The organism is Bradyrhizobium sp. AS23.2, assembly GCF_001908185.1.
Lineage (GTDB): Bacteria > Pseudomonadota > Alphaproteobacteria > Rhizobiales > Xanthobacteraceae > Bradyrhizobium.
Genome location: NZ_LGHM01000058.1, coordinates 1 through 25,320, shown reverse-complemented (window position 1 = coordinate 25,320; position 25,320 = coordinate 1). Strand labels below are relative to the sequence as shown.

The window sequence follows — 25,320 nt, the reverse complement described above, 5'->3', positions numbered from 1 at the left end:
TCCAGAACCCCATCAGGCGACGGCCACCGCGCCGATCCCGTACAGAAGCAGGTTCCCGGCGAGTGGATGACGCAAAAAGGGATTGACTAACTCAGGCCCGTTACAGAAGCCCGGATGGAGCGCGGCGCAATCCGGGTTGACTGTCCAAGCTCGCGCGATCTCCCGGATTACGCTGCGCTCCATCCGGGCCACGGGAAAACTTACGTGAAGCCGCGCGAACGCCAAAGCGCGTCCTTGTCACGGCTTCATTCCCAAGCGATAATGGCGACTATATTGAAGCCTTAAGTTGACGCTGTGCCGGTTGTCCGGCGGTCCATTTCGTCAGAACCATTTGTTTTCCGGAGCCCTCATGCGCGTGATTTGGGTCGACGGAGAGTCGCACAACGTGGATGTCGAGGACGACATGCCACTGTTGTGGGTGCTGCGCGACGAACTTGGTTGCACCGGTCCGAAATATGGCTGCGGGATCGCGATGTGCGGCGCTTGCACGGTGCATGTTGACGACCGGCCGGTGCGGTCGTGCTCGCTCAGGATCGGCGACCTCAAGGAAGATGCCAAAGTCATCACGATCGCGGGGCAGGGAACGCCGCAGGCGCTGCATGCGGTGCAGGCGGCGTGGATCGAGCATCAGGTGGCGCAATGCGGCTATTGCCAGCCGGGGCAGATCATGGCCGCCACCGCGTTGCTGGATGCCACGGTCAAAGGCAGGCCGCCTTTGTCTGACAAGGAGCTCGACGGTCAAATCGATCGCGTGATGTCGGCAAATCTCTGCCGCTGCGGCACCTACACCCGCATTCGCGCCGCCATCAGGACCGCAGCCCGGAAGCTGCAAGGATCAGAGCCGTGAGCCGCCTCGGCACGTTCTCGCGGCGTGCTGTGCTCGTCGGTGCGGGCGCGGCCGCCGGCGGCCTCGTGGTCGGCTATTATTTTTCCGAGCGGTTTCGCGTGAACGCGCGGCTGAAAGATGGCCTGGACAAGGGGCAGCACATGCTGACGCCCTATGTGCGGATCGGTCAGGACGGTGTCACGATCATCACGCCGCGCGCCGATCTCGGCCAGGGCGCCTATTCCGTGCAGGCGGCACTGGTCGCCGAGGAGCTGGATATCGCGTGGAGCGACATCAAGGTCGATCCGGGGGCGCCAAGCTCGCTCTATTACAACGGCAGGGTTCTCAGCGAAGGGCTTCCGATTGCGGCCACCAACGCGCATCTTCGTCCGGTGGCGGAGGCGATCAGCCAGATCGGCGGCAAGCTCCTCGGTCTTCAATGGACCGGCGGCTCGTCGACCGTGGCCGATGCCTATCACCGGCTGCGCATTGCCGGCGCGACCGCGCGCGAGCTGCTGCTCCGCGCGGCGGAGAAACAGACCGGTATCGCCAGGGCTGATCTCAAAACGCGGGATGGCGCGGTGATCGCGCCGGATGGTCGCGCGTTCAGCTATGCGTCTCTTGCCGATCTTGCGGCCACGCTGGATGTGCCGCTCAACGTCAAGCTCAGGGATCCCAAGGATTGGCGCTATCTGGGCAAGCCGATGCCGCGGATCGACATGGTCGCCAAGTGCACGGGCACGGCCACCTTCGGCATAGACATCCGGTTGCCGGGCATGGTCTACGCCACGGTCTGCGCCAATCCGCATCTTGGCGGCGCCCTGTGGGGCTACGACGATTCCAAGGCCGCGAAGGCGAGGGGCGTCCTCAAGATCGTGCCGGTCAAGGGCGGCGTCGGTGTCATCGCCGACAACACCTGGCGCGCCTTCCAGGCTGCGAAGCTCATCGCGTTCGATTGGGGCGAGGCGTCCTATCCGGCGAGCACCGCGGCGATGTTCGAGGAGGTGAAGGCCTCCTTCATCCCGAAGCGCCGCGACAGTCACTGCAAGGACGACGGCGACGTCGATGCCGCGCTCGCCGGCGCGAAGGTGATCGAAGCCGAGTACAGCGTGCCCTATCTCGCCCACGCACCGCTCGAGCCGATGAACGTCGTGGTCCAGCTCAAGGATGGTCGCCTGGACATCTGGACCGCGACGCAGATTCCCGTGTTCCTGGTGAAGGCGGCGCGGGAGATGACCGGCCTCGCTACCGAAGACATCCATGTTCACGCCCAGCCCAGCGGCGGCAGCTTCGGCCGGCGGCTGGAAGACGACTATGTGCGCCAGGGCATCGAGCTCGCGATGGCGTACCAGGGCCGGCCGATCAAGATGACGTGGACGCGCGAAGAGGACATGACCCACGACTTCCCGCGTCCACTCGCCGTCGCCCGCATGCGCGGAGCGGTGAAGGACGGCCAGGTCGACGCCTACGACCTCCGCATCGCCTCGCCGTCGGTGACCGCGTCCCAATTCGGCCGGCTGGGCCTGTCCATACCGGGACCCGACATGGCGATCGTCGCCGGCGCCTGGGATCAGCCGTTCAGGATTCCGAACTACCGGGTGACCGGCTATCGCGTGCCAGAGTTAGTGCCGGTCAGTTCCTGGCGCTCGGTCGGCGCATCCGGCAACGCCTTCCTGCACGAGTGCTGTCTCGACGAGCTTATCCGCGCCGCCGGCGCCGACCCGCTCCATGAGCGGCTCCGGTTGTGCTCGCACGAGCCATCGCGAGCGGTGCTCGATGAGGTCCGCAGGATGTCGGACTGGGACAGCAAGCCGGAGCCTGACCATGCGCGGGGCCTCGCCTTCACGCTGTCGTTCGGCGTGCCCGTCGCCGAAGTGGTCGAGGTCGAGAAGATCGGCGATGCAATCAAGATCAAGCGCGTCTTCGTCGCGGCCGAGGTCGGCGTGGTGCTTGATCCCGGCAATCTGAAAAACCAGGTCGAAGGCGCCGTGATCTGGGCGCTCGGACACGCGATGAACGCCGAACTCACCTTTGCGAACGGCCGGGCGGTTCAGACCAACTATCATCAATACGAGGGCATGCGCCTTTACCAGGCGCCGGAGATCAAGGTCGCGGCGTTGGAAACCACCGGAGAGGAGGGCATCCACGGCATCGGCGAACCTGCCGTTCCTCCGGCAGCGCCCGCGCTCGCCAACGCCATCTTTGCTGCGACCGGAATACGTGCTCGCCAACTGCCGCTGATCAAGACCGAGGGCATCAAGTTCGTCTGATACGGTCCGAACGAATGGCCGCGGTCCAGTGGACGCGCGAGGACTGATCTGCCGGGCAAATCTTGCAGCGTTGCAGCCGGCACAGCCATCCCGCGAAAGGCTCGGGAAAGAAAGCTGATGTAAATCAATCATGATTCGATGGCACGCAACTTGCTCATCGCTTCACGCAATCTGGGCTGAAACAAGGGAGTTGAGTCGTGACCAGCGTCAACTACACCGTTCCGTCGAACTGGACCGCAGGCTCCGACAAGACCGGCGCGAGCAGGAACAGGAATCCGAACGATCCGAACATGGTGACGACGGGCGCGTATGGCAATGCGTTCGAGCTGCTGCTCGACAGCAAGGCCAATGCCGATGGCACCACCACGGAGACGCTGACCTACAAGAGCTATACCGGCAAGACCAACGGCAGCTTCTCCGCGACAGCCGAGACTAGTACCGGGAGCGATCTCTCCGGCGCCTATCAGGCCTTGCTTGCCACGCTTCGGGCCAACGGCGAGATGGACGATAAGACCGCCGCGCAGCTCAACGACGCCATGGGCCAGCTCGACACCAAATCCGAAGGCGGGACCAAGGACGCCGGCGTTTCCGGCGGCGCCATGCTGGTGCAGGCCGGCGGCCCGGTCTACTTCAACGGCATCTCGGCCTATCAGAACCAGTTCGTGGACTCGCTCGTCAACGAGCTGACGAGCAGGCTGCAGCTCGACGCGAAGGCGTGAGGAGAGACGCGCGAAACCTGTTCGCGCGGCCGTCCGTCAAATCGGTTGGCAAAGCCGGCCCATCGCGCGCATGATGCGCGGGCGATACCGGCTCTCTTGCTTTTGCGGACGACGTCAAGACATGAAAACCACGCTGCTGAAATCGGAAGACTACGCCCGCTCGCCGTGGAAGAACGGCGGCGGTATCTTTACCGATATCGCGGATGCCCATCGTCCCGGTGCGCCGGCAAAGGATTGGGACAGCCTGCTGTGGCGCTTCGCGTCCACGCCGATCGTGGCGCCCGGCCCCTTCTCCCATATGCCGGGCATCGACCGCTTGCAGATGGTCGTCGGCGGGCGCGGGCTGGTGCTGAAAGCACCCACGCAGGAATTCGACGAGCGTGAACCTTTTACGACCGTACGCTTCACCGGTGAGCTCGAAATCGTGACCGAGCTGGAGGCCGGGCCGGTCGAGGTCGTGAATCTGATGGCCCGGCGCGGCGCGGCGGAGATCGAGCTTTTGGCGCTTAGGGAACCCGGCGATCGGCGGCTCGCCGCCGGCACGCATCTGGTTTACGCGGCTCGGGGTCATTGCAGCATCCGTCTCGGCGGCGCGGACTATGCTATCCCTGACGCCGGCACGCTGAAGGTCGAGCTTACCGAGGCATCGCAGTTCGTGCTCGTTTCCGGCCTGGCGGTGCTGGCGTCGATCCGGCTCGCCGGCTAGAGGGCTCGTCCCGATGGGCGATGTGCACAATCCGTGCAGTTGGCTAGGTTGACGCCGCGAAGCCGGAGCACGATATCTCCTTCGATGCAGACCGCCGCCGGAGGGCAGGATATGAACGCGCCTGACAAAAATCCCCCCGCCATGCTTTCCGATGGCGTCGTCGACTGGCTGACCAACGGCACGCGCGACGAGCGCTTCATTGACAACATCTTTGCCGAGATGTGCATCCGGCTCCAGCGGGCCGGCATTCCCCTCAAGCGGGCGACGCTTCACGTCCTGATCCATCATCCGCAATGGCTTGGCGCCCGGTTCATGTGGTCCGACGGCATGCGCGAAGCGGAGATTGCACGGGTCGATTACGACGTCCGCGGGCGCTCCGAGTTCATCGGCAGTCCCGCCAATGAAATGCAGGACGGTGCGACCGAGGTGCGCGAGAATCTCGAGCGGGACCCGTCGCTCGGCCGCAAGCACGCCCTCTATGACGAGATGCGGGCGAAAGGCCTGACGGACTATGTAGCATGGCCGCTCTACCACACGCTCGGCAAGCGGCACCTCATCACCTTCGCGACCGACCGCCCCGGCGGTTTCGAGGATGCACACGTCGCCGCCCTCAAGAAACTGTTGCCGGTGCTGGCGCTGGTCAGCGAAATCCGCATCAAGAATCGCCTGGCGCGAACCCTGCTCGAGACCTATGTCGGCTCCCATGCTGGTCAGCTCATCCTGGCCGGCGCGACCCGGCGTGGCAGCGGCACGACCGTGCAGGCTGCGATCATGATCTGCGACCTGCGCGACTTCACAAAAATCTCCGACAACTGGCCGCGCGACGACGTCATCGACCTCCTCAACGACTATTTCGACGCGATGTCGGAGCCGATCGCGCGGCATGGCGGCGAAATCCTCAAATTCATCGGCGACGGCCTGCTCGCCATCTTTCCGCTCAGCGAGCCCCGGGCCTGTGCAAACCTGCTGTATGCCGTGGCCGAAGCCCGGCAGGCCATGGCGGCGCTGAACGAGCGGAACAACGGTACCGGCCGCGCGCCCTTGAACTACGGCATCGGCGTCCATGTCGGCGACGTCATGTACGGCAATATCGGTTCGACCAGCCGGCTCGACTTCACCGTCATCGGCCCCGCCGTCAACATGGCCTCCCGCCTCGAAGCCCTCACCAAGCAGTTGGGACGAACCGTGCTGCTGTCGCGCGCGTTTGCCGAGCTGGTTGAGCCGGAGTTCGAGCTGGAGCATGTGGGAAAACACGAGGTGCGGGGATTCAGCGATCCGATCGAGCTGTTTGCGTATCAGGGATAACGGCGATATCTCGCGTGAGAGCTGACACACGTCTGCGCAGTGCGGGCTGTTGAAGGCGCGCGCTTCCGCCAAATCTGGTCGGTCAGGCCTGGTGAATGCCTAGAATTCGATCGTTCCGATTAGGCGGACCTTAAGCGCGGCCCAAGGCGGCGGTGAGAATTTTACCGCGCGTTGAGGTCTGGGGTGGTGTCATCGCCTCGTTTCGTCGAAACCCCCTTTTGCTTTTGATTGTTTTCAAACTGCGAGCGCGTCAATGGCTGTCGCCAAGTCATTTTTGGCCGAGTTGGATGAAGCGGTTGCGCGAGGAAATCCGGAGAGTTGTCTGCGGGCGCTCTGGCATGCGGCCGACATTCTGATCGCCGGCACTTATTGCGAGGAGCAGATATGGACCTTCGGAGAGGTCATCGGTCGTCTCGCGCAGGAGATTGAAACGAGTGCGCGGGCGAAGCTCGCGGGAAAGCTCGCCTGCAGCCCAAACGCGCCCTATGCGCTGACCCGGCAGATGGCCAACGACGACTGCATTGACGTCGCGTGGCCGGTTCTCAGTCAGTCGGAGCGGCTTGACATCGAGACATTGATCGCGTGTGCCAAGAACAAGAGCCAGCAGCATTTACTTGCAATCTCAAAGCGACAGGCGGTTCCGGAGGCGGTCACCGATGTGCTGGTGGTGCGGGGATCTTCCGAGGTCGTAACCTCGATCGCATCGAATTCGGGCGCGAACTTTTCCTCATCTGGATTTCTACACCTCGTGCGGCGGTCGGAAGGGGATTCGATCCTTGCTGAATCGGTGGGACTTCGAAAGGACATTCCTCGGCATCTGTTCCACCAGCTGATTGCCAAAGCCTCTGAAGAGGTGCGGCAGAAGCTCCAGAGAGAGCGTCCCGACATTGAAACTCAGATCCATCGCGTCGTCGTTGACGTGACCGGGGCTATTCACGCCAGGTTTGGCCCGGCGTCGAAGGATTACTTCACGGCGAAGCGCACGGTGGCGAAGCTGCATGAGAGAGGCGAGTTGACCGAAGACAAGCTCTTCGAACTGGCACACTCTCTCAAGTTCAATGAGACCACTGTCGCCCTGTCGTTGCTCTGTCGGTTGCCGATCGATGTCGCGGAACGGGCGTTGATCGAGAAGGATCGCGAGCCGGTGTTGATCCTGGCTAAGTCTCTTGATTTCTCATGGCCGACAACGATGGCGCTGCTGTTTCTGGGGGCGGCCAACTACCGGATAACCGCTGGTGAGCTGGATCGATTGAAGCTCGATTTTCACCGGTTGAATGTTAAGGCTTGTCGGGAAGTCGTCACCATCTACCGAACGCGAAAAGACGAGGTTTTCGGCAGCTCCTTTCGACAGTCTCAGCGCATGACTTAGGTTCGGCAAGATAGCCGCGCGTCCGATCCGCGTGAATGTCTTTCGGGTTTGATGCAACCCCACCGTCCATCGGGAGTCCTGTTGCCAACGCGGGTATGTACAAATACGCTTGGCCTGAAGTCCGCCCAAACGATCCATCGATTGGCCGCACGATCATGCCAAAATTTCTTCGCATCGGAATCCTTCAGTCGAACGTTTCCGGATACACCTCCAAGGCGTGGTGTGTCAGGCGCATAGGCTCGGCGGTCTTCCTGAAGTGGGGCGCGGTGAAGGTCCATGGCGCCGGAGACGGGCGAAAGGTTTACTGGACGCTTCCGCCGAGGGAGAAAACAGTTCGTTGCGGCACGGCGCAGCGTGCCCAGGACTATGCAAAGGCCGCGATCGCGCGGCGCCGCAACCATCGCTACGAACCGCTGGCCGGACCAATTGCGATCCGGCGCCGATCCGCCGATCGGAGCGCTGAGCTCAAACAAGCGCTCGCCACGATCATGATAGTCGATATCGTCGGCTCAACCGAAAAAGCAGCAAAGCTCGGCGATGCCCGTTGGACAAAGGTGATGGGCCACTATTACGCCGCCGTCCGCAAAGAACTCAAGACGTCACGCGGAAAGGAAGTCGTGACGACGGGCGACGGAGTACTGGCGACGTTCAAGGTGCCGGCAGCCGGCATCAGTTGCGCGACTGCAATCCAGAAGGCCGTGCGCACGCTGGGACTCGAGATCAGGGTGGGGCTGCATGCGGGCGAGTACAAAATGAGCGGGACCGAGGTGGTCGGCCTCGCGTTTCACATTGGCGCGCGCGTTGCCGCGAAAGCGCGCGCCGGCGAAGTCCTGGTCTCGAGCGCGGTCAAGGACCTGATGTCGCAATCCCAAATCCGTTTCAGGGATCACGGTGTTCACCAGCTCAAGGGCGTGCCGGAGCGTTGGCGCCTGTACCGGGTCGAGGATTGAGGGGGCTTTCAGGGGGCACCGGATTTTGGCTGCTCGGTCTGGCGTGGCTGCGCCACGCGTAGCCCGAAGGACGAAGCGTGGTGGGGGATGATGTCCCGCTTGCGAGGTCGATTCAGGCGTCGGCTGCTCGCTGGGGTAGGCACTTCTAACGATACGAAGCGAGTCAGTTACGATATACTGCTCGTGAAACATATCTGTGCCAAACCGGTTTGCCCGGCAAGGAAGAACCACGCCATACTAGCCGTACTCGCTTGAAAAATGACCAGTATTGGCGTCCGCTCCGCTAACAGGAGGCCTTGTCGGACACCGAAAGGTAATCGTGAGCGCTCGATGAAGCGGCAGACGGTTCTGGGGAGTCTTCCTGTTTTGCTGATGCTGAGCGGTTGCGGCGAGGCCGGGCCTGAGTGCGATTCTTTGGATACGCGCAACGCGGTGGTTAAGGTCGTTTCGGGCGACGGCAATAATGCGCTTGTCAACTACGCTGCCAGGCATTCGAGCGTGGTTGAAGCAAGAGTAAATAGTGCGAGCACAGAAGCTGAAAAATTGGCAGTTTGGGAAAAGGCGAGACAGGGGGCGTCCTACAGGTTGGGTGATGAAATAAGCACGAATTCAAGAAGCAAAGACCAGCGAGCAGTGACTTGCAGTGGGGTATTGTCTGCGACGGTGGAGGATGTGACAGCGCAAAAGCAGGTGGAGTTTGAGGTAGAACAGGCACCGGATGGAACGGTGTCGGTTTCGGTTCGTCCATTTCAATTCTGAGCGTTCGCATGTCGTGGCGCTCATCGGCGTCTCGTAGCAAAGAATAGTTGAACGTTCGGATCACCCCCATGCATCGAAGAAGCAACGCGGAGCCGATCGACTGGGTCGGGTGCGATCGGACGCTGGCTGATCTTGGCCGGTCCTATGGCAGCAGAGGCCAATATGGGCAAGTGGCTCGCCGGTCAGGCGGTGGCGTTGGCGACCGATCGCGCCATGCAGACCCAGGGCGGCATGGGCTTGTCCAAGGAATATCGCGTCGAGCGCCTGTGGCGCGATGCGCGGCTTCTCAAGTTCGCTCCAGTTTCCGAGGAGATGGTGCTGAATTATGTTGCGCAGTACGATCCCGGTATGCTGCGCTCCTATTGAATCGGCGAATGCGCTCGTCGCAGAACCCCAACAAGCCCATCTGGAGGAACCATGAAGAACCCCATGACCCTTGCGGACTACAACATAATCGTCACCGGTGCGGCCCAGGGCATCGGTGAGGCCGTCGCCCGACAGAGCGTCGAACTTGGTGCACACGTTACGCTCGTGGACTTGAAGGAAGACAAGCTCAAGACCTTGGTCGCCGATCTCGGGCCAGAACGCGCAGACGCGCATGTCGGCTCCGTGGCGGACCCGCAATTTGTGCAGTCGCTGGTCGACAACGTGGTTCGCGCGCGCGGCGCGATCCACGGCCTGGTGAACAACGCGGGCATCGTACGCGCGGCGATGATTCACAAGATGTCGCAAGCGACATGGCAGCAGGTCATCGACGTCAATCTGTCCGGCGTCTTCTATTGTCTACAAGCTGTGGGGCGGCACATGATGGATCGCATCGAGACGGGTGACACGTCACCGGCGGTGATCGTGAACATCTCGTCGGATGCCGGCCGCCGCGGTACGATCGGCCAGATAAATTATGGCGCCGCCAAGTCAGGCGTCATGGGAATCACCATGAGCGCGGCGCGAGAATGGGGAGCGCGCGGCATTCGCGTCAATTCGGTCTGCTTCGGCGTGGTAGAAACGGAGATGACCGAGACGGCTCGGTCGGAAAAGTTCCGGGAAACCTTTATGTCACAGATACCGATGCGACGCTTTTCCACCCCCGACGAGGCGGCGCAACCGGTCTGCTTCCTGCTGTCGCCGGCAGCCAGCTACATCACCGGCCAGCATCTTTCGGTGAACGGCGGGTATACAATCGGTGTCTAACGAGCGAACTCCCGGAGCCACTCCTTCGTCGGACGACGCTTTGGAATAGTCGCTCGCTTCATGCGACTGAGGCTCCGAACGTGCCAGGCTTCTTGCGATCACCCCGACCTATCACTCCTCCGCGCGTGCCTGCGTCCAGACCGCAATCGGCTGCTCGAGCCCGCGGATGGTCTGCGGGGCCTGGGCCATCAGGGGGCGAAACACCGCTTCTGCACTTTCGAGTTCGGTCCTGGCCTGCCTGACGAGATCGTCGCTCGCCACCAGCGCGCAGTCGAGCGCGCGGGTCAGGGCCTCGAGCCGGCTTGCGGCGTTCACGGTCGAACCGATCACCGCAAACTCGAGACAGGTCAGCCCGATGTCGCCGAGCACCACCGGCCCATAGTGCAAGCCGAAACTGACGCGGATCGGAGGTTCGCCAGCCGCCTTGCGCCGGTCGTTCCATCGATCCGCCGCCGTCATCATCGCCTGCGCACAGCGTAGGGCGTTTATGGCGTCGGCCGTTCCGACGAACGGCGTGCCGAAGGTCGCCATCAGACCGTCGCCGAGATATTTGTCGAGCGTGCCGCTGTGACGGAAGACCTCCAGCTCCATCAGTGCGTGGAATTCACGCAAGGTGTGTACGACCTCGTCCGGCGTGCGCGCGTCGGCAAAGGCCGTGAAGCCGACGATGTCGACGAACAGCACCGCGACGTTTTGTGTACGCACCTGCTTCAGTGGCTCGTCATGCCCTGACAATTCCTCGACCACGTTCGGCGAGAAGTAGCGCGCGAGATTGCCGCGCTCGCGCTCCACCACGGCATGGCGGATCAGGAGATCATTGCTGCGGCGCACCGCCACGGCGAGCGTCACCGCGACGATCATGAACACGACGATCTCCTGAATGCGCTCGCCGAACACGATCGAGTTGGGCGAGACCAGTTGAAACAGCCTGTGGTCGCTGCCGATCGCCGCCGCGATGCGGGCGGTCAGCGCGGGATCGCGATCGGGCTGCCACCACACCCAGGCAATGCCGATGATCCAGAGGGCGGCGGTCCATGTTCCGACCGTGATGACCGTGCGCCAGGAATAGGCCAGGGTCGCGCCCGACAGGAGCACGAAGAAATAGATGAAGTTGCCAAAATGGAGTTGCATTGCCGCCGGCCAGTGCCCGGAGCCAAAGGGATTTGGCCCCACGATGACGAACGTCAGCAGCGCGATGTCGCAGAACAGCAGCGCAAGCTCGGGTCTCGACACGCCGACCCGCCCAACCCTGGCCTGAGCCCAGCCGATCAGCGCGAACAGGCCCAGCAGCGCCACATAATATAGCTGCTCCCATGCCGGGTTGATAATCGGCAACAGGCAGGCGATTACGGCGAGCGCGACATAGCGCGCTCGCACCGCCAGCCGCAGGCCCTCCTGCTTGGCCGCTGCCAGCGCGGCCTGCGCAAACTGAACGGTGTCAGTTTCAGTGTCGCGCCGACTGCGCGCGCGCAGCAACGCGGCGGGCAAGTCGAGGCGCTCGACAAGCGTGGTCACGGGCGGCCTCCTCGAGTGAGCGGTTGCAGCGCGGTAACGGTCATCAGCAGCCGTACCAACAATCAGTCTAGTGATAGATGGGTTTCGGGTCATCAGCTCGGACTGAGGACTTCGACTTACTCGCGAGAATGGATGTCCGCTAAATGCTCGGCTGCCCGCATCAACTAGGCCGGCGTTGGTTAGCGGAAGGAGTAGGCGATACCAAGGCCGATCGCCGTGAGAAGCCCGAGCCCGACGAGCCATCGCTGATACTTCTCAATCGATTGCAGAAAATGGGTTCCCCAGAACACGACGAGGGCCGTCACAATCGCGAAATGCAAGAAGCGACCGATCACGGAGGCGACGGTGAAGGTCAAGAGATTCATCGATGCAACGCCGGCAGCGATAGCGATGAATTTGAACGGGATCGGCGTGAAGCTCTTGGCGATAATGATCCACACACCCCAATCCTCGACCAGGCGCTGGTAGCGCTCAAAGTTGTCAGCCTGACCGTAGAAATCGACGAGCGTTTGTCCAACCGCGGCCCAGGCGAGATGGCCGATGCCGTAGCCAAGGAGGGCCCCGGCGGACGCCGCGACGACGCAGACGGTGCACAGCAGAAAGCTCCGATCCGGCCGTATGAGCAACATCGGCACGAGCAGCAGGTCCGGCAGAACGGGAAGGACCGAACTATCTGCAAAGGCGATCAGCGCGAGCAGGGCCAGGCCCCATCTGCTGTCTGAGAAAGCCTCAGCACGGCGTCGCCAAACCTCGCGGTTCGTGGAGAACAGGGACATGATCCGCGATATTTACAGCAACTATCGGATCTCCAAGATCAGCAATCCGTGACTGGCGGTCCTCAACCCGAACCAAGAACGAAGGTCGCGCCTTTGAATCGCAGCGATGCGGCCAAACTGGTCTGGACGTGCTGGCGATATCGTGAACTGCAGAGGAAGTCGCGTCGACCGATGGAGGATGCGAAGGCCCGGACACGCAAGCGTCCGCTGCGGCATCTTGCTCGCTTCACACACTGGCTTCGCTGCGCAGCGCCAGCTTGTGCGACCGGTGATGTAGCTGGACCCTGATCAGGGTAGGGCAGATCCTCGCGCCTTGAATCTATAGATACATCGAGAGCGCTTGGGCTGTATTCGCAAGCAGGGGACCCCATTTCCCCACCAACGTTTCCTGGTCCATCGCGAAAGTGGGCGTGACGCAATTGATCGACATCCGCGTCCGACCATCCCTTGAGACGAGGGGAGCCGCGACGCCCCGTATATTCTGGCGCCACGTCGTGTCGACGAGGCAGAATCCTCTTTCGGCGACTTCGGACACCGCGAGCATGATGGCATCGCGCAACGGTTGCCAGTCGTCCGCATAGTGAGGCGCGAGCTTTTTCAGCGTGATTTCGAGGGCATTCGGATCAAGGGACGCGAGATAGGCGCGGCCGGTCGCAGTTCTGGCCATGTCGATGGCAGATCCGACGCTGAAGAAATAAGGCAACGCCTCTCCGATGCATCGGTCCAGATAGATCATGTGCGGCAGGTCCGGCCAGGCGAGCGAGACAGCGCAACCGCTGGCGGTCGCGAGCCGTTGCAGTTGCTCGTGGGCGATCGGCAGGACCTTCATGTTGCTGAGAACAGAGAAGCCCAGGGTCAGGACCCGCGGACGCAATTGATACTTGCCGCGGACGGGCTCGTATTCGAGGTAACCGGCCTCGACGAGGGCACGGGTCAGCCGCGATACTGTGGGCTTCGGAAGACCCGTTGCCGCGGAAATTTCGGCGTTGCCGAGCAAAGCGCGCTCCGGCGAAAACGCCTCGAGCACCTCCAGTCCCCGCAACAGGGCTCCACTCGGGTTCGATCCGCGCTCCCTGGTCTCCGCATCGCTGACAGGGCGATCGTCCGTTATGGCTCGTCTTCCCGACATTCAGTTTCCCGTTCTCCCATCTCCCGCCCGGACGAGTCGTCCAAAGTTATCTGTACATCCAACTCGCCACATCCGGTCTTGACGTGTCAAAAAGAAAAATCTAATTTCGATATATGAAACATAAGGACCGCATTTCGAAAGATAAGTCGAGCGGTGGCGCCTTGGCGGGCTTCAAGGTGATCGACCTCTCTCGGGTGCTCGCCGGGCCCGTATGCACGCAGATTTTGGGCGATCACGGCGCGGAGGTGATCAAGATCGAGCCGCCGTCGGGCGACGAGACCAGGTCATGGGCACCCTTCGGGCCGGAGGGAAGCGCCTTCTACAGCGGCATCAACCGCAACAAGATGCATGCAGCCGCCGACCTGTCGAAGGGCGAAGGCCGCGATCTGCTCCTGCGGTTGCTCGAGGGGGCGGACGTCCTGGTCCACAATTTCAAGGCGGGAACGCTCGAGCGCTGGGGCTTGGGTTATGACGATGTCCTGTCGAAAAGATTCCCCCGGCTCATCTATTGTCACATCACCGGTTTTGGCGAAGACGGTCCTCTTGGCGGATTGCCCGGATACGACACTGTCGTGCAAGCCATCGCCGGCTGCATGAGCGTCAACGGGCGGGCCGAAACCGGTCCGACGCGCGTCGGCATGTCGATCGTCGACCTCGGCACCGCCATGAACGCGCTCGCGGCGATATTGCTGGCCGCCTATGAAAGGGAGCGATCGGGGCTCGGGCAGAAGCTCGACGTCTGCCTTTACGACTGTGCACTGTCGTATCTTCACCCTCACGCCGCAGGTTACCTTCAAGCCGGCGTGGTGCCGGCGCGGACCGGCAATCAGCATCCGAGCATCGCGCCCTACGAGGAGTTTCAGACGCAGAGCGGGTCGTTGTTTCTGGGCGTCGGCAATGACGGACAGTTCACCGCCGTGTGCAGCGAATTGGGATGCGCGAGCCTGGCGGATGATCCACGGTTCGGCACCAACGCCTTGCGGGTGAAGAACCGGGCCGAGCTGCACGACCTCCTCCAGGTTCACCTCTCAGACCAGGACGCGGAAGCCCTGAGCACCCGGCTGCTCGCGAAGGGAATTCCGGCAAGCGCAGTCCTTGACGTGCCGCGGGTGCTGGCGGCACCGCACACCGCGCATCGGTCGATGATCGTCGAGGAGGGTGCGTACAAGGCGCTGGGCATCCCGATCAAGCTGTCGCGCACGCCGGGTACGGTGCGTTCCACACCGCGCGCTCTGGGCGCCGATACGCGAGAGGTGTGCCGGCAAGCGGGCTTCGATCAGTCCGAGATAGACGACATGATCACGCGCGGGATCGTATTCGAACAACGTGAAACGCCTTCAAAATCTTCGAAGGGGTGACCGGTCTGCGCGTGAGTGGGCGAGGCCGCAGGGCTGCACTGGTGTCGCCGAAGACGAAGCAGCGGAAGCTGCGAAACAAAACAACATGGGAGTGCTCGATGAGGAAGATCATTGCAATTGCGGCGCTGGCTCTCAGCGCGGTCGCCCCCGGAGCCTTTGCTGCCGACAACGATCCCATCCGGATCGGCGTGCTCAATGATTCGTCGGGCCTTTACGCCGACTTGAGCGGAGAGGGCTCGGCGGTTGCCGCGAGAATGGCGGTCGAGGAATTCGGCGGTGAACTGCTGGGCCGCAAGGTCGAAGTTATTCACGCCGACCATCAGAACAAGCCCGATATCGCGTCGTCGATTGTCCGCAAATGGGTTGATGTGGACCACGTTGCTCTCGTCGCCGACGGCGGTCCGAGCTCGGTTGCGACCGCCGTGCAGGAACTGGCGCGCGAAAAGAAATTCGTCTTTGCCATCGCGGGGGGCTTCGCATCGACGCTGACCGGGCCCTCGTGCGCTGCCACTTCCTTTCAGTTCATTCCAGACACCTACGCCCTTTCCACGGCGCCCACGCGGGCGGCGGTCGCAAAGGGACTGGATAGCTGGTACTTCCTGGCGGCCGACTACACTTTCGGCCAATCGCTCTACCGGGATGCGGCAGCGGCCGTGCAGGCCGCTGGTGGAAAGGTTCTGGGTCACGTGATGCATCCCTTGAACACCTCTGATTTCTCCTCCTTCTTGATGCAGGCGCAGGCTTCCAAGGCCAAGGCAGTTGGATTGGCCAACGGCGGCGGCGATTTCAGCAACGCGTTGAAGCAAGCTCAGGAATTCGGCATTGCGCAGGGCGGCCAGCATGTCGTCGGCTTTGTCGTTTTCACCAGCGATATCCAGGCGATTGGACTGCAGGCCGCTCAGGGTCTGCAGTTCGCGACCGCTACTCACTGGGATGTCGACGACAAGACACGAGCCTGGTCGCGTGAGTTCATGAAGCGTTACCGCGGCAATCCGCCCACGACGGTGCAGTCTCTGACCTATTCGGGCGTCCTGCACTGGCTGAAAGCGGCCAAGGAAGCGGGAACGCTGGACGGTGAGAAGGTCGCTGCGAAGATGCGCGAAATGAAGGTCAACGACGTCTTCGTCCACGGCGCGTCGATCCGGGACGATGGTCGCGTGTTGGAAGATCTCATGATGGTTGAAGTCAAGTCGCCCGCGGAGTCGAAGTACAAATTCGACGACCTGAAGGTCATCGGCAAGATCGACGCGGCGACAGCCTATCGGCCGCTTTCGGAAGGAAAGTGTCCGTTGGTGAAGGCCGCAAACTGAGGATGATGGCTGTTCCTTTTGATCCTGAGCGCCATCGGCACGAGGGACGTCGGGGTAGATGAATGACGAAAGAATCTGACAGCGCGGCGGAAACCGTTCGCTACGAGCTTTCCGGAAACGTCGCCAGGATCACGCTACAGCGACCGCCGGTGAACGCGTTAAGTCTCGAGATGATACGCGCGGTGGTGGCCGCCTTCCGGCGCGCCGCCGCCGACCAGACGGCACGTGTCGTCGTTCTGTCAAGTGCTGTCGCGAGGAGATTTTCGGCCGGCCTCGATCTCGACATCCTGCTCGGAAAATCCGGCGAGCAGATCCGTGAGTTCCTGCAAGAGCTCTACATTGGCCTGTACGATGCGCAGTACAATCTCGGCAAGCCGTCGATCTCGGCCGTGGGCGGCGCCGCACGTGGTGGCGGCATGACCATGGCGGTGTCCTGTGACGTGGTGTTGGCCGGCGAAAGCGCTACCTTTGGCTATCCGGAAATCGACGTCGGCATCATCCCCGGGATTCACTATGCGCATCTGCCGCGGCTGATTGGTCGTCACAGGGCGTTCGAACTGCTCTTCAGCGGTCGTGCGTTCGATGCCAGGGAGGCGTTCGAATTGGGAATAGTCAACAGAGTTGTTCCCGACGCCGAACTCGATTCCGCGGCGATGACTCTCGCGGCGCAATTCGCGTCCAAATCCGAGACCGTCGTTCGATTGGGCCGGGCGGCCTTCATGCGCCAGATCGATCTGGACTATCGTCGGAGCATCGCGAACGCAGTCGAGGACGTCTGCAACGTGGCAGTTACCGACGCCGCACAGGAAGGTCTGCGCGCCTTCGTGGAGAGACGTCCTCCGAAATGGTGATGTCGATCGGTTTGCAACTGGCGACACAACTAGCCAGGTCAAAATGGCCGCCAGCTCACTTGTCCGGCTCGGACAAGCATGGGGTTTCGTTCGGGTTCGATCGCGTTCGTCGCGTTTCATCGAGGCCCCCCGGTGCGAAACTGGTGCGCTGCAGTTCGCAACGCTAAGTATCTTGCGGTCGATGCGGGTCGTCTTCGGGCAGGATCGAGCGAATATAGTCTCTGGTCTTCCATTCGGGTGCCGGCGGAACGGGCTCGCCACTCCGCGGTACGTGCGGCGACGGCTTGGACTGCGCCAAATCGGGTATATAGCGAGGGCAATTGGGGTAAATCTCGCACTCGATACGAACAACGAGCTTGGCGCCAAAGTGCCGATCCAGCGCTGCCCGGTCGGTCGCTATCGCCGCCTTGCCATTTATTCTTATCCGGCGGCTCTTGCCGTCAAAGACCACGAAAAGCAGGCCCACGTTGGGGTTCTTTGAGATATTCCCAACGGTCCTGTACATGGAGTTGCCGTCATACTCGGGGTACTCGATGACGTTCGACCCGACGACTTTCACAAAGCCGGGGTCACCGGACTTGATGTTGCAGTCAACGTAATCACCGAACGTCGAAGCGATGAAAAAGAACCGCGCATTGCTCACGATCTCGATTTCGTCATCCCAGAAGGCATAGTGCTTCCTGTGTTTCTCGATCGCTTCCGCGGTCCGACGACCGTCGAACTGGTCTTGCCATTCTCTCATGCCTTCATGAAAGAAGGGCCTGTCGCTGAAAACCGTCATGCGGACACCCGTTCTACCGGCGGCTTCGAACGCTCGTCGACGGCAAGCTTGAAGATGTCAGGGCGCACGTAGTGCCCGACCACATCGAAATTGAAGATGTTGAAGTTGGCGCCCTTCGGATAGCCCCCAATGAAGGCTTCGGGAAAGACCGCGACGTTGATGCCCTGTTTGCCGCAATCTTCGGTCGATCGGATTGCGTTCTCCAGAGTTGCTGCAGTGTCGTCACCAACCGAACAGGCCCGGACGACGGCGGCGTTGAATTTGGTCATGGCTTGAAGAGTCTCTGTTATTTCCATATATTGAAATCATTTCTACTATAAGAATATCATGGCCTAGCTTTGTCAAGCCGTGTGGTCACGTGGGCATAAGCGCTGCGCGTAAGGGCGAGAACTGTTGACGGGCTGCCCACCTATGGGCATGGAAAATTCCAAATGCCGAAATCCAAGGCGCGTCACGAGATCGCCTCGCGCGACACCGAAGCAGAGACAAGGACGAGCGCGCCTGCGCTTTCGCGCGGCCTCAGGATTCTGGAATTCATTGCAGGTTCGGCGGAGCCGCCGAACCTGACCATGATCGCAGCCAGGCTCGGCGTTGCGATGAGTTCGGCCCATTCGCTGTGCACGACGTTGCTGCAGGAAGGCTACATTGAAAAGGCGAGCGACGGCACATTCAGCCTCTCGCTGCGAGTGCTCGACCTCGCGAGCTCAAAGATCAACAAGTACGAAATCGTTGAGCACTTCTACGCCGCCTGCGACGAGATTCAGTTGATCCGTGAGAACGGCGCGACGATGTCCGTCCTTGACGGGCCCGATGTGCTGTTCATTGCGGCGCGCAACAGTCCTCAACCTCTTGGCGTTGCTTTCAAGCCGGGTACGCGAATGCCGGCCTGCTGCATGGCGAGCGGCCGCGCACTCCTTGCCAGCTTGTCAAATGAGGAAGTGTGCAAGCTCTACCCGGACGAAGAGCTTCCGCAGCTCACCAAGGACCACCCGAAGCACCGCTCCGAGCTACTCAGAATTCTCAACGAAGCTCGCCGCGACGGGTATTCCAAGGAGATCAAAGGCACCAGGCCGCATATGTGCTCCTATGGTGCGTTGGTTGCGACGCCGTCGGGAAGGGCGATCGCCGGTGTTGCGATCACCATGTATGAGGGCGATCTCACGCCGACCGTCGAACGGGCGGCCATTACGGCAATCAAAGAGCTTGCTCGAAACCTTTCGCAGTTCGGCGATCTGCTGAGCTGAGCGCAGCGCAGCTGGACGGGCCGGTCCATCTGGTCTGATCCGCAACCACCAGTCCCACGACGATCGAATCTGAAGCGGCATCCGCGGCCAGCAATGGACGCGGACGAGATTTGTCGGCCGCCCGCTTGACATCACGCGACCGTTATCGGTACTATTCAAATAGAAGAATACAATTCAATGTATTGAATTATGGGAGTGAAGCGTGATCGCGCGTCCAGGTCTGGAGAAGCTTCGTGAAATCTCAAAAGGGCTTTCGTTCTCCATGTCTGACGAAGACCTGGCCTTCTTCCTCAGGGACATGCAGGGCCCGCTCGACAGCTACGAGGCGATCGCGGCGCTTCCCGACTTTTTGCCTCCGGTGAAATACCCAAGGACGCCGGGGTATCGCCCGTCGGCTGCCGCCAATCCGCTGAATGCCTGGTACGTCAGAACGGAGATCAAAGGGGCGAGCCACGGAAAGCTCGCCGGTCGCACCGTGGCCATCAAGGACAACGTGGCGGTTGCGGGAGTGCCGATGATGAACGGCTCGTCAGCCCTCGAAGGCTACGTGCCGGACGTTGACGCGACCGTCGTCACTCGCTTGCTCGATGCCGGAGCCACGATCATCGGCAAGTCGCAGTGCGAGTACTATTGTCTCTCGGGTGGTTCGCACACCGGAGCGCAAGGCCCGGTCCACAACCCTCATAAGCGAGGCTATTCGGCAGCAGGCTCCTCGTCAGGAAGCGCCGCGCTCGTTGCAAATGGTGACGTCGATGTCGCGATCGGCGGGGATCAAGGCGGATCGATCCGAACCCCATCGTCCTATTGCGGGATAGTCGGCATGAAGCCGACGTGGGGACTTGTCCCATACACCGGCGCGATGCCGATAGAGCTTACCCTCGATCACCTCGGCCCCATGACGCGCTCAGTCGCAGACAACGCGCTGATGCTGGAAGTCATCGCCGGTCAGGACGGCCTGGACCCGCGCCAGAACGCGCAAGCCGAGGCCAAGCGATACACCGAAGCTCTGGACCAGGGTTGCAAAGGCCTTCGGATCGGAATCCTCAAGGAGGGCTTTGGCCACGCAAACTCGGAGAACGACGTCGACGAAAGCGTCAGGTCCGCCGCCGATCATTTCAGGAGACTTGGTGCCGAGGTGCGCGACGTATCGGTCCCGATGCATCAGCTCGGCCCGAAGATCTGGCTCGTCATCGCCTATGAGGGCGCGACCCAGCAGATGATGAAGGGCAACGGTCACGGGTTCAATTGGAAGGGCCTCTATGTGACCAGCATGGTGCAAGCGCACGCCGCCTGGCGGCTTCGCGCCGACGAGCTGTCCGACCCGGTCAAGGCAACCATGCTGCTCGGCGAATACATGATCCAGACCGGTGGGGGACGGTACTACGCTAAGGCACAAAACCTCGCCCGCCAACTCCGGGCTGAATACGACAAGGCGTTTGAGGAGGTGGATATCCTTCTCATGCCCACAACGCCTCTGAAAGCGCCACCGCTGCCGACGGCAGACGCGCCGCGCGAGCTCATCATGCAGCGCGCAACGGAGAACATGGCGAACACATTCCCGTTCGACGTGACGGGCCATCCCGCGCTGCAGATCCCATGCGCGATGAACGACGGCTTGCCCATCGGGATGATGCTCGTCGCCCGGCAGTTCGAGGAGGCGACGCTCTACCGAGCCGCACACGCGTTCGAGGCGTCGACCGATTGGCGGACGCATTCCGCCCGATGACGGAATTGAAGACGTTTCAACTTTCTAACGGAGGGAGAGCCAAAGTGAGCATGAACAGAAGAGATTTCCTGAAGACGGCCGTGATCTCGTCGGCTGCGATCGCACTGTCACCGGGCGTTGTCGGCAACGCGCTGGCGGCCACGGACATCCTTGTCGGAAGTATCCATGACCTCTCCGGAGGTCTCGATGCCTACGGAAAGCCGATGCAGGATGCGATGGTCCTTGCCGCCGAAGAAATCAATGCGGCAGGGGGCTTGCTCGGACGGCCGCTCAAGATCGTCACCAAAGACCCGCAATCCTCGATGCAGCAATACGCCCAGCTCGCGCAGGAGCTCGCGCTACGCGACAAGGTCGCGGTCCTGCACGGCGGCATCACGTCCGCATCGCGGGAAGTCATTCGCCCGATCATGCGCAAGACCAATACGCTCTACTTCTACAACACCCAGTATGAGGGTGGCGTATGCGATCGCAACACGTTCTGCACCGGCCAGACGCCGGCCCAGAACCTCGCCACGGCGGTCCCGGATATCATGGGCCGCTGGGGAAAGAAGATCTACATCGTCGCCGCCGATTACAATTACGGCCAGATCGTCTCGCAGTGGGTGAAGAAATACGCCCTGGAGAACGGCGGAAATATCCTGTCGATCGACTACTTCCCCCTTGATGTCACCGAGTTCGGCCCGACGGTGCAGAAAATACAAGCGGCAAATCCCGACTTCGTTTTCTCGGCGCTGGTCGGCGGAGCGCATCTGTCCTTCTACCGGCAGTGGGCGGCCGCCGGCTTGAAGGGCAAGATTCCCATGGCGTCCAGCACCTTCAGTCACGGCCAGGAACACGTCGTTCTGAACGCGTCTGAATCCGATGGCATCCTCGTTTCCGGAAATTACTTTCCTTCCATCGACAATCCGGCGAACAAAGCATTCACAGGTGCCTGGGCGAAGCGGTTCGGCGCAGACTACCCATACATCACCGAGTTGGCAGCGGCGACCTACCAGGGCATGCATCTGTGGGCCAAGGGCGTGAGCAAGGCCGGGACGCTTGACCGAACCCAGGTGCTCGAGGCGCTGGAAAGCGGAATTTCCTTTGACGGTCCCACCGGCCGGGTTTCGATCGATCCGGCAACGCACCACTGCACGATGGATATCCGCCTCGGTGAAGTGAAGGACAAGAAGTGGTCGGTTTGCGAGACGTGGCCGCAGAGAGCTCCGCTCGATACGTCCTCGGTTTGCGACCTGATCAAGAGTCCGAACGAAAACCAGCAGTTCGTCATCAAGATCTGAGCAGAGAGCTTCATGGATTACCTCATTGCTGTAGGCCTTGAGGTCGTAAGCGGAATCGCCAGCCTGGTGCTGATTTCCATCGGGCTGGCGGTCGTTTTCGGCATGATGAAGGTCATCAATCTCGCCCACGGTGAATTCCTGATGATGGGAGGCTATGCCACGATCACGGCCGCCAATGCCGGCGTCAACATCTGGGTCTCGATCCTTCTGATCGCTCCTCTGGTTGTTGGACTGATAGGTCTGATCGTCGAGCGGTTCGTCATCCGCCGTCTTTACGGACGTGTCATCGACACGATGCTGGCGACGTGGGGGCTCTCGTTGCTCTTTATTGGGTTGGCGACGACCGTGTTCGGCAACACAACGGCCGGCATTTCCTCGCCACTCGGGCCCGTCAATATCGGGCACGTCGGCGTCAGCGCGTACAAGTTTTTCATCGTCGCTGTAGCATTGGCGGTGATCGTGGCGCTTTACTCGCTGTTCAAGCTGTCGAGATTTGGCCTGGTCGCCCGCGCCACGATGCAGAACGCGGCCATGTCGTCGGCCCTCGGGGTTGAGCCGCCAAGGGTCTACGCGGCGACGTTCGCTATCGGCTCGGCGTTGGCCGGTCTCGCAGGCGGCGTGCTTGCGCCAATTACGGGCGTCGTCCCGTCGCTCGGCGCCGCCTTTGTCGCAAAGGCGTTCATCACCGTGATTGGCGGCGGGTCGACGGTGCTGGTCGGAACGCTTTCGGCATCCGGCATCTTCGCTACCGTCAATCAATTGGCGAGCTTCGCAACCACGCCCGTCATAGGTGAGGTCGCGCTGCTCGGGTCCGCCATCATTTTGCTGCGGCTGCTGCCTCACGGAATTACCGGCCGCTTCTTCAAGGGACGCATCTAGTGATGATTGGTTCGAGGAACTACTGGCCAATTGCGGCAGCCGTGATCGCGGCGCTGTCGGCAATCGTTGTCCTTCCGGCTATCTACGACGAGTATTCACTCCTCCAGTTGACCATCTATGCCATCCTCTCCGTGCTGGCGCTGTCGCTCGCGTTCATCTGGGGTTATGGCGGCATATTGTCCTTCGGGCACGCCGTTTTCTTCGGGCTGGGCGCCTATAGCTACGCCATTGGCGCAATCAATTTCGGCGAGACGACTATCGCTCTGCTGCTGTCGATGGTCATTCCTGGCCTGTTCGCAGCTGCCCTCGGCTATTTCCTGTTCTATGGCCGAATAAGCGACGTGTACCTCGGTGCGATCACGCTGACGGTCACCCTGATCTTCTTCAATCTCGCCAGCTCGACATCCGGACCGGAGTACAGAGTAGGCCGGGTCCCGTTGGGCGGCTTCAATGGAATTCCGTCGATTCCGCAGCTCAATGTCCCCGGATTCCCGGACTGGACGCTGTCGACCACCGAATTGTTCGCCCTCAGCGTCGCAACCCTGGCGCTGGTCTATATCGGCCTGCGGCTTCTCATCAACAGCGATTTTGGACGAATCGTTGTTGCGATCAAGGAGAACGAGGTTCGTGCCGAATTGCTGGGCTACGACGCGCGGAAGTACAAGCTGGTCACGTTTGTCATCGGCGGAGCAATCGCCGGGTTGGCGGGATGTCTGTTTGCAAACTGGGGTGGTTTTACCAGCCCGGCCGTTTTTGCGCTTGGACAGTCGGTGCAGATCATCATCTGGGTGGTGGTCGGCGGGGTGGGAACGCTCGCCGGGCCCGTGATCGGCTGCGTCCTCATCCAATGGCTGACCAATTCCCTCGCCAGCCTCAACACCGTCAACAACAATCTGATCATGGGCGGCATTCTGGTGGTCGTCGTGCTCATGCTGCCGCAAGGCCTGGTTCCGACGATCGCACGTCTTGCCCGTGGCCGCAGGCCGGTGCAACGGCTCGACGCGGCCACCAAGGGCCTTGGCGGGGCGTCGACGAAGAGTGAGGCCAGGGCATGACGAACCCACCGCTGGTCGAGACGCGCGAGCTATCAGTTCATTTTGGCGGGCTGAAAGCGGTCAACCATGTCAACTTTTCGGTGTGCGACGGTGAATTGCGTTGCCTCATCGGTCCCAATGGCGCAGGCAAGACGACATTCTTCCGACTGCTTACCGGCGTGCATGCACCGACATCCGGGACGGTGAAGATCAATGGCCGTTCGATAGCAGGATTGCAGACCCATCAGATTGCAAAGCTCGGCGTGGGCATCAAGACGCAGATCCCGAGCCTGTTCGACAACCTCAGTGTGCACGAGAATATCTGGCTTTCCGCAAGACGAAATCATGGTCGCGCAGCGGCAAATCAGATTGCAGATCGTGTGATCACGGAAGAGGTGGGACTTGGCGAGTACGCAAACACCGAAGCCTCGAAGCTCTCTCACGGTCAGCGGCAATGGGTCGAGCTTGGCGTCGTGCTCGCCCAGCGTCCGAAACTGATCCTGCTGGATGAGCCGGCCGCAGGCATGACCGGCTCCGATATGGAAAAGACGGCGGAGCTGATCAAGCGCATCAACCGTTCATCGGCGATGATCGTCGTTGAGCACGACATGGAATTCATCAAGCGCATAGCCAAGACGGTGACGGTCTTCAACCGCGGCGAGGTCCTCGTCGAGAGTGACGTCGATACTGTGTTGGCCGATGAGCGCGTTCGCGAGGTCTATCTCGGAAAGCGGATGGGGCAACGGCATGATATTGGAGCTTAAGGGAGTAGGGGCGGGGTACGGACGCATCCCCATCTTGAATCACGTCGATATGTGCGTTTCTGAAGGAGAGTGCATCGGTCTTTGGGGGCCCAACGGCATGGGCAAGACGACCCTGCTGAAGACCATTCTGGGCTACCTTCCGGCAACTTCGGGATACATCAACTTCATGAGCGAAGATATTACGCAAGTCGCAACGCATGAGAGGGCCAGGAAGGGATTGGGACTCGTTCCGCAGGGAAGGCAAATCTTCCCGGCCCTGACGGTTCTTGAGAATCTGAGAATGGGCGCTGCACTTTCCGGCGAAGAAGAGAGGCATGTCATTGAGGAGGTTCTTGAACAGTTTCCGCGCCTGAAGGCGCTGCTCAAACGGACGGGGGGGACTACTCTCCGGCGGTGAACAGCAGCTTCTCGCGCTCGCCCGCTGTCTTTGCGGTCGCCCCAAGTTGGTGATGCTCGACGAACCAACGGAGGGCATCCAGCCCTCCATCAACGAGGAGATCGCCGAGACGTTGCAGAAACTGATCAGCGAGAAGAACCTGGCGATGATCGTGGTCGAGCAGAAACGGGAGTTCATCGCG

Annotated in this window: 25 protein-coding genes and 1 pseudogene; 21 read left to right on the top strand and 5 right to left on the bottom strand. The window is 61.3% G+C overall.

Annotated features, from left to right (window positions below; translation table 11 throughout):
* Window positions 1–349: 349 nt before the first annotated feature.
* From AC630_RS14120 to AC630_RS14080, 10 genes are all read left to right on the top strand, one after another.
* Window positions 350–847: a (2Fe-2S)-binding protein gene (locus AC630_RS14120; protein WP_074119121.1), complete on the top strand. Its 498-nt coding sequence runs from the start codon at window positions 350–352 to the stop codon at window positions 845–847.
* The gene (locus tag AC630_RS14115; protein ID WP_074119120.1) at window positions 844–3,096 is read left to right on the top strand and encodes a xanthine dehydrogenase family protein molybdopterin-binding subunit; all 2,253 of its coding nucleotides are present in this window, start codon (window positions 844–846) and stop codon (window positions 3,094–3,096) included. The genes AC630_RS14120 and AC630_RS14115 overlap by 4 nt, the downstream gene beginning before the upstream one ends.
* Window positions 3,097–3,293: 197 nt before the next feature.
* Window positions 3,294–3,815 (top strand): hypothetical protein, encoded by a 522-nt coding sequence (locus AC630_RS14110; RefSeq protein ID WP_074119119.1) that lies wholly within the window; start codon window positions 3,294–3,296, stop codon window positions 3,813–3,815.
* Window positions 3,816–3,936: 121 nt separating this feature from the next.
* A complete protein-coding gene (locus AC630_RS14105) occupies window positions 3,937–4,521 on the top strand; it encodes a HutD/Ves family protein (RefSeq protein WP_074119118.1) in 585 nt (194 codons plus the stop codon).
* Between the two features lie 111 nt (window positions 4,522–4,632).
* Window positions 4,633–5,826, top strand: coding sequence for an adenylate/guanylate cyclase domain-containing protein (locus AC630_RS14100; RefSeq protein WP_074119125.1), 1,194 nt, complete (start codon window positions 4,633–4,635; stop codon window positions 5,824–5,826).
* Between the two features lie 253 nt (window positions 5,827–6,079).
* A complete protein-coding gene (locus AC630_RS14095; RefSeq protein ID WP_074119117.1) occupies window positions 6,080–7,195 on the top strand; it encodes a DUF2336 domain-containing protein in 1,116 nt (371 codons plus the stop codon).
* Between the two features lie 155 nt (window positions 7,196–7,350).
* On the top strand, window positions 7,351–8,145 hold the full coding sequence (locus AC630_RS14090; protein WP_074119124.1) for an adenylate/guanylate cyclase domain-containing protein: 795 nt from the start codon (window positions 7,351–7,353) through the stop codon (window positions 8,143–8,145).
* 330 nt (window positions 8,146–8,475) lie between these two features.
* A complete protein-coding gene (locus tag AC630_RS43815; protein WP_143198038.1) occupies window positions 8,476–8,904 on the top strand; it encodes a hypothetical protein in 429 nt (142 codons plus the stop codon).
* A gap of 144 nt (window positions 8,905–9,048) precedes the next feature.
* Window positions 9,049–9,270 (top strand): acyl-CoA dehydrogenase family protein, encoded by a 222-nt coding sequence (locus tag AC630_RS14085; RefSeq protein ID WP_083636261.1) that lies wholly within the window; start codon window positions 9,049–9,051, stop codon window positions 9,268–9,270.
* Between the two features lie 51 nt (window positions 9,271–9,321).
* Window positions 9,322–10,095, top strand: coding sequence for an SDR family NAD(P)-dependent oxidoreductase (locus AC630_RS14080; RefSeq protein WP_074119115.1), 774 nt, complete (start codon window positions 9,322–9,324; stop codon window positions 10,093–10,095).
* 111 nt (window positions 10,096–10,206) lie between these two features.
* Here AC630_RS14080 and AC630_RS14075 read toward each other — a convergent pair whose 3' ends face one another.
* From AC630_RS14075 to AC630_RS14060, 3 genes are all read right to left on the bottom strand, one after another.
* Window positions 10,207–11,610 (bottom strand): adenylate/guanylate cyclase domain-containing protein, encoded by a 1,404-nt coding sequence (locus AC630_RS14075; protein ID WP_167561205.1) that lies wholly within the window; start codon window positions 11,608–11,610, stop codon window positions 10,207–10,209.
* A 179-nt stretch (window positions 11,611–11,789) separates the two neighbouring features.
* Complete coding sequence (locus tag AC630_RS14070; RefSeq protein WP_074119114.1) at window positions 11,790–12,386, bottom strand: YqaA family protein; 597 nt, start codon at window positions 12,384–12,386, stop codon at window positions 11,790–11,792.
* Window positions 12,387–12,705: 319 nt separating this feature from the next.
* Window positions 12,706–13,515, bottom strand: coding sequence for an IclR family transcriptional regulator (locus AC630_RS14060; RefSeq protein WP_074119112.1), 810 nt, complete (start codon window positions 13,513–13,515; stop codon window positions 12,706–12,708).
* Window positions 13,516–13,676: 161 nt separating this feature from the next.
* Here AC630_RS14060 and AC630_RS14055 point away from each other — a divergent pair, with 161 nt between their 5' ends.
* From AC630_RS14055 to AC630_RS14045, 3 genes are all read left to right on the top strand, one after another.
* On the top strand, window positions 13,677–14,873 hold the full coding sequence (locus tag AC630_RS14055) for a CaiB/BaiF CoA transferase family protein (protein WP_245330381.1): 1,197 nt from the start codon (window positions 13,677–13,679) through the stop codon (window positions 14,871–14,873).
* Window positions 14,874–14,914: 41 nt separating this feature from the next.
* Window positions 14,915–16,183 carry an ABC transporter substrate-binding protein gene (locus AC630_RS14050; protein ID WP_245330380.1) on the top strand — a complete coding sequence of 423 codons (1,269 nt, stop codon included), beginning with the start codon at window positions 14,915–14,917 and terminating at the stop codon, window positions 16,181–16,183.
* 62 nt (window positions 16,184–16,245) lie between these two features.
* On the top strand, window positions 16,246–17,034 hold the full coding sequence (locus AC630_RS14045) for an enoyl-CoA hydratase/isomerase family protein (RefSeq protein WP_074119109.1): 789 nt from the start codon (window positions 16,246–16,248) through the stop codon (window positions 17,032–17,034).
* Window positions 17,035–17,197: 163 nt separating this feature from the next.
* On the opposite strand, the gene AC630_RS14040 is transcribed toward AC630_RS14045, so the two are convergent.
* Window positions 17,198–17,815, bottom strand: coding sequence for a pyridoxamine 5'-phosphate oxidase family protein (locus tag AC630_RS14040; protein ID WP_074119108.1), 618 nt, complete (start codon window positions 17,813–17,815; stop codon window positions 17,198–17,200).
* Window positions 17,812–18,084: a nitrilase-related carbon-nitrogen hydrolase gene (locus tag AC630_RS14035; protein ID WP_074119107.1), complete on the bottom strand. Its 273-nt coding sequence runs from the start codon at window positions 18,082–18,084 to the stop codon at window positions 17,812–17,814. The genes AC630_RS14040 and AC630_RS14035 overlap by 4 nt, the downstream gene beginning before the upstream one ends.
* Before the next feature lie 162 nt (window positions 18,085–18,246).
* Here AC630_RS14035 and AC630_RS46940 point away from each other — a divergent pair, with 162 nt between their 5' ends.
* The 8 genes and pseudogenes from AC630_RS46940 to AC630_RS47805 form a co-directional block, all read left to right on the top strand.
* Window positions 18,247–19,059, top strand: a complete 813-nt coding sequence (locus tag AC630_RS46940; protein WP_245330379.1) for an IclR family transcriptional regulator — start codon at window positions 18,247–18,249, stop codon at window positions 19,057–19,059.
* Window positions 19,060–19,261: 202 nt separating this feature from the next.
* Window positions 19,262–20,785, top strand: a complete 1,524-nt coding sequence (locus tag AC630_RS14020) for an amidase (RefSeq protein ID WP_074119106.1) — start codon at window positions 19,262–19,264, stop codon at window positions 20,783–20,785.
* A gap of 44 nt (window positions 20,786–20,829) precedes the next feature.
* Entirely contained in the window at window positions 20,830–22,065 is a 1,236-nt protein-coding gene (locus tag AC630_RS14015; protein WP_074119105.1) for an urea ABC transporter substrate-binding protein, read from the top strand.
* A gap of 12 nt (window positions 22,066–22,077) precedes the next feature.
* Window positions 22,078–22,944 carry an ABC transporter permease subunit gene (locus AC630_RS14010; protein WP_074119104.1) on the top strand — a complete coding sequence of 289 codons (867 nt, stop codon included), beginning with the start codon at window positions 22,078–22,080 and terminating at the stop codon, window positions 22,942–22,944.
* Window positions 22,945–22,985: 41 nt separating this feature from the next.
* Window positions 22,986–23,999, top strand: coding sequence for an ABC transporter permease subunit (locus AC630_RS14005; protein ID WP_245330377.1), 1,014 nt, complete (start codon window positions 22,986–22,988; stop codon window positions 23,997–23,999).
* Window positions 23,996–24,742 carry an ATP-binding cassette domain-containing protein gene (locus AC630_RS14000; RefSeq protein WP_074119102.1) on the top strand — a complete coding sequence of 249 codons (747 nt, stop codon included), beginning with the start codon at window positions 23,996–23,998 and terminating at the stop codon, window positions 24,740–24,742. Before AC630_RS14005 ends, AC630_RS14000 begins: the two co-directional genes overlap by 4 nt.
* Window positions 24,678–25,139, top strand: a complete 462-nt coding sequence (locus tag AC630_RS13995) for an ATP-binding cassette domain-containing protein (protein WP_349538554.1) — start codon at window positions 24,678–24,680, stop codon at window positions 25,137–25,139. Before AC630_RS14000 ends, AC630_RS13995 begins: the two co-directional genes overlap by 65 nt.
* Window positions 25,140–25,161: 22 nt before the next feature.
* Window positions 25,162–25,320: pseudogene (locus AC630_RS47805) on the top strand (ABC transporter ATP-binding protein); the annotation flags it as partial.

Coding starts and splice junctions, on each gene's coding strand:
- AC630_RS14060 (WP_074119112.1), bottom strand. CDS start 13,515: ATGTCGGGAAGACGAGCCATAACGGACGATCGCCCTGTCAGCGATGCG.
- AC630_RS14000 (WP_074119102.1), top strand. CDS start 23,996: ATGACGAACCCACCGCTGGTCGAGACGCGCGAGCTATCAGTTCATTTT.
- AC630_RS14090 (WP_074119124.1), top strand. CDS start 7,351: ATGCCAAAATTTCTTCGCATCGGAATCCTTCAGTCGAACGTTTCCGGA.
- AC630_RS14070 (WP_074119114.1), bottom strand. CDS start 12,386: ATGTCCCTGTTCTCCACGAACCGCGAGGTTTGGCGACGCCGTGCTGAG.
- AC630_RS14085 (WP_083636261.1), top strand. CDS start 9,049: ATGGCAGCAGAGGCCAATATGGGCAAGTGGCTCGCCGGTCAGGCGGTG.
- AC630_RS43815 (WP_143198038.1), top strand. CDS start 8,476: ATGAAGCGGCAGACGGTTCTGGGGAGTCTTCCTGTTTTGCTGATGCTG.
- AC630_RS14120 (WP_074119121.1), top strand. CDS start 350: ATGCGCGTGATTTGGGTCGACGGAGAGTCGCACAACGTGGATGTCGAG.
- AC630_RS14095 (WP_074119117.1), top strand. CDS start 6,080: ATGGCTGTCGCCAAGTCATTTTTGGCCGAGTTGGATGAAGCGGTTGCG.
- AC630_RS46940 (WP_245330379.1), top strand. CDS start 18,247: ATGCCGAAATCCAAGGCGCGTCACGAGATCGCCTCGCGCGACACCGAA.
- AC630_RS14010 (WP_074119104.1), top strand. CDS start 22,078: ATGGATTACCTCATTGCTGTAGGCCTTGAGGTCGTAAGCGGAATCGCC.
- AC630_RS13995 (WP_349538554.1), top strand. CDS start 24,678: ATGAGCGCGTTCGCGAGGTCTATCTCGGAAAGCGGATGGGGCAACGGC.
- AC630_RS14080 (WP_074119115.1), top strand. CDS start 9,322: ATGAAGAACCCCATGACCCTTGCGGACTACAACATAATCGTCACCGGT.
- AC630_RS14040 (WP_074119108.1), bottom strand. CDS start 17,815: ATGACGGTTTTCAGCGACAGGCCCTTCTTTCATGAAGGCATGAGAGAA.
- AC630_RS14100 (WP_074119125.1), top strand. CDS start 4,633: ATGAACGCGCCTGACAAAAATCCCCCCGCCATGCTTTCCGATGGCGTC.
- AC630_RS14105 (WP_074119118.1), top strand. CDS start 3,937: ATGAAAACCACGCTGCTGAAATCGGAAGACTACGCCCGCTCGCCGTGG.
- AC630_RS14045 (WP_074119109.1), top strand. CDS start 16,246: ATGACGAAAGAATCTGACAGCGCGGCGGAAACCGTTCGCTACGAGCTT.
- AC630_RS14035 (WP_074119107.1), bottom strand. CDS start 18,084: ATGACCAAATTCAACGCCGCCGTCGTCCGGGCCTGTTCGGTTGGTGAC.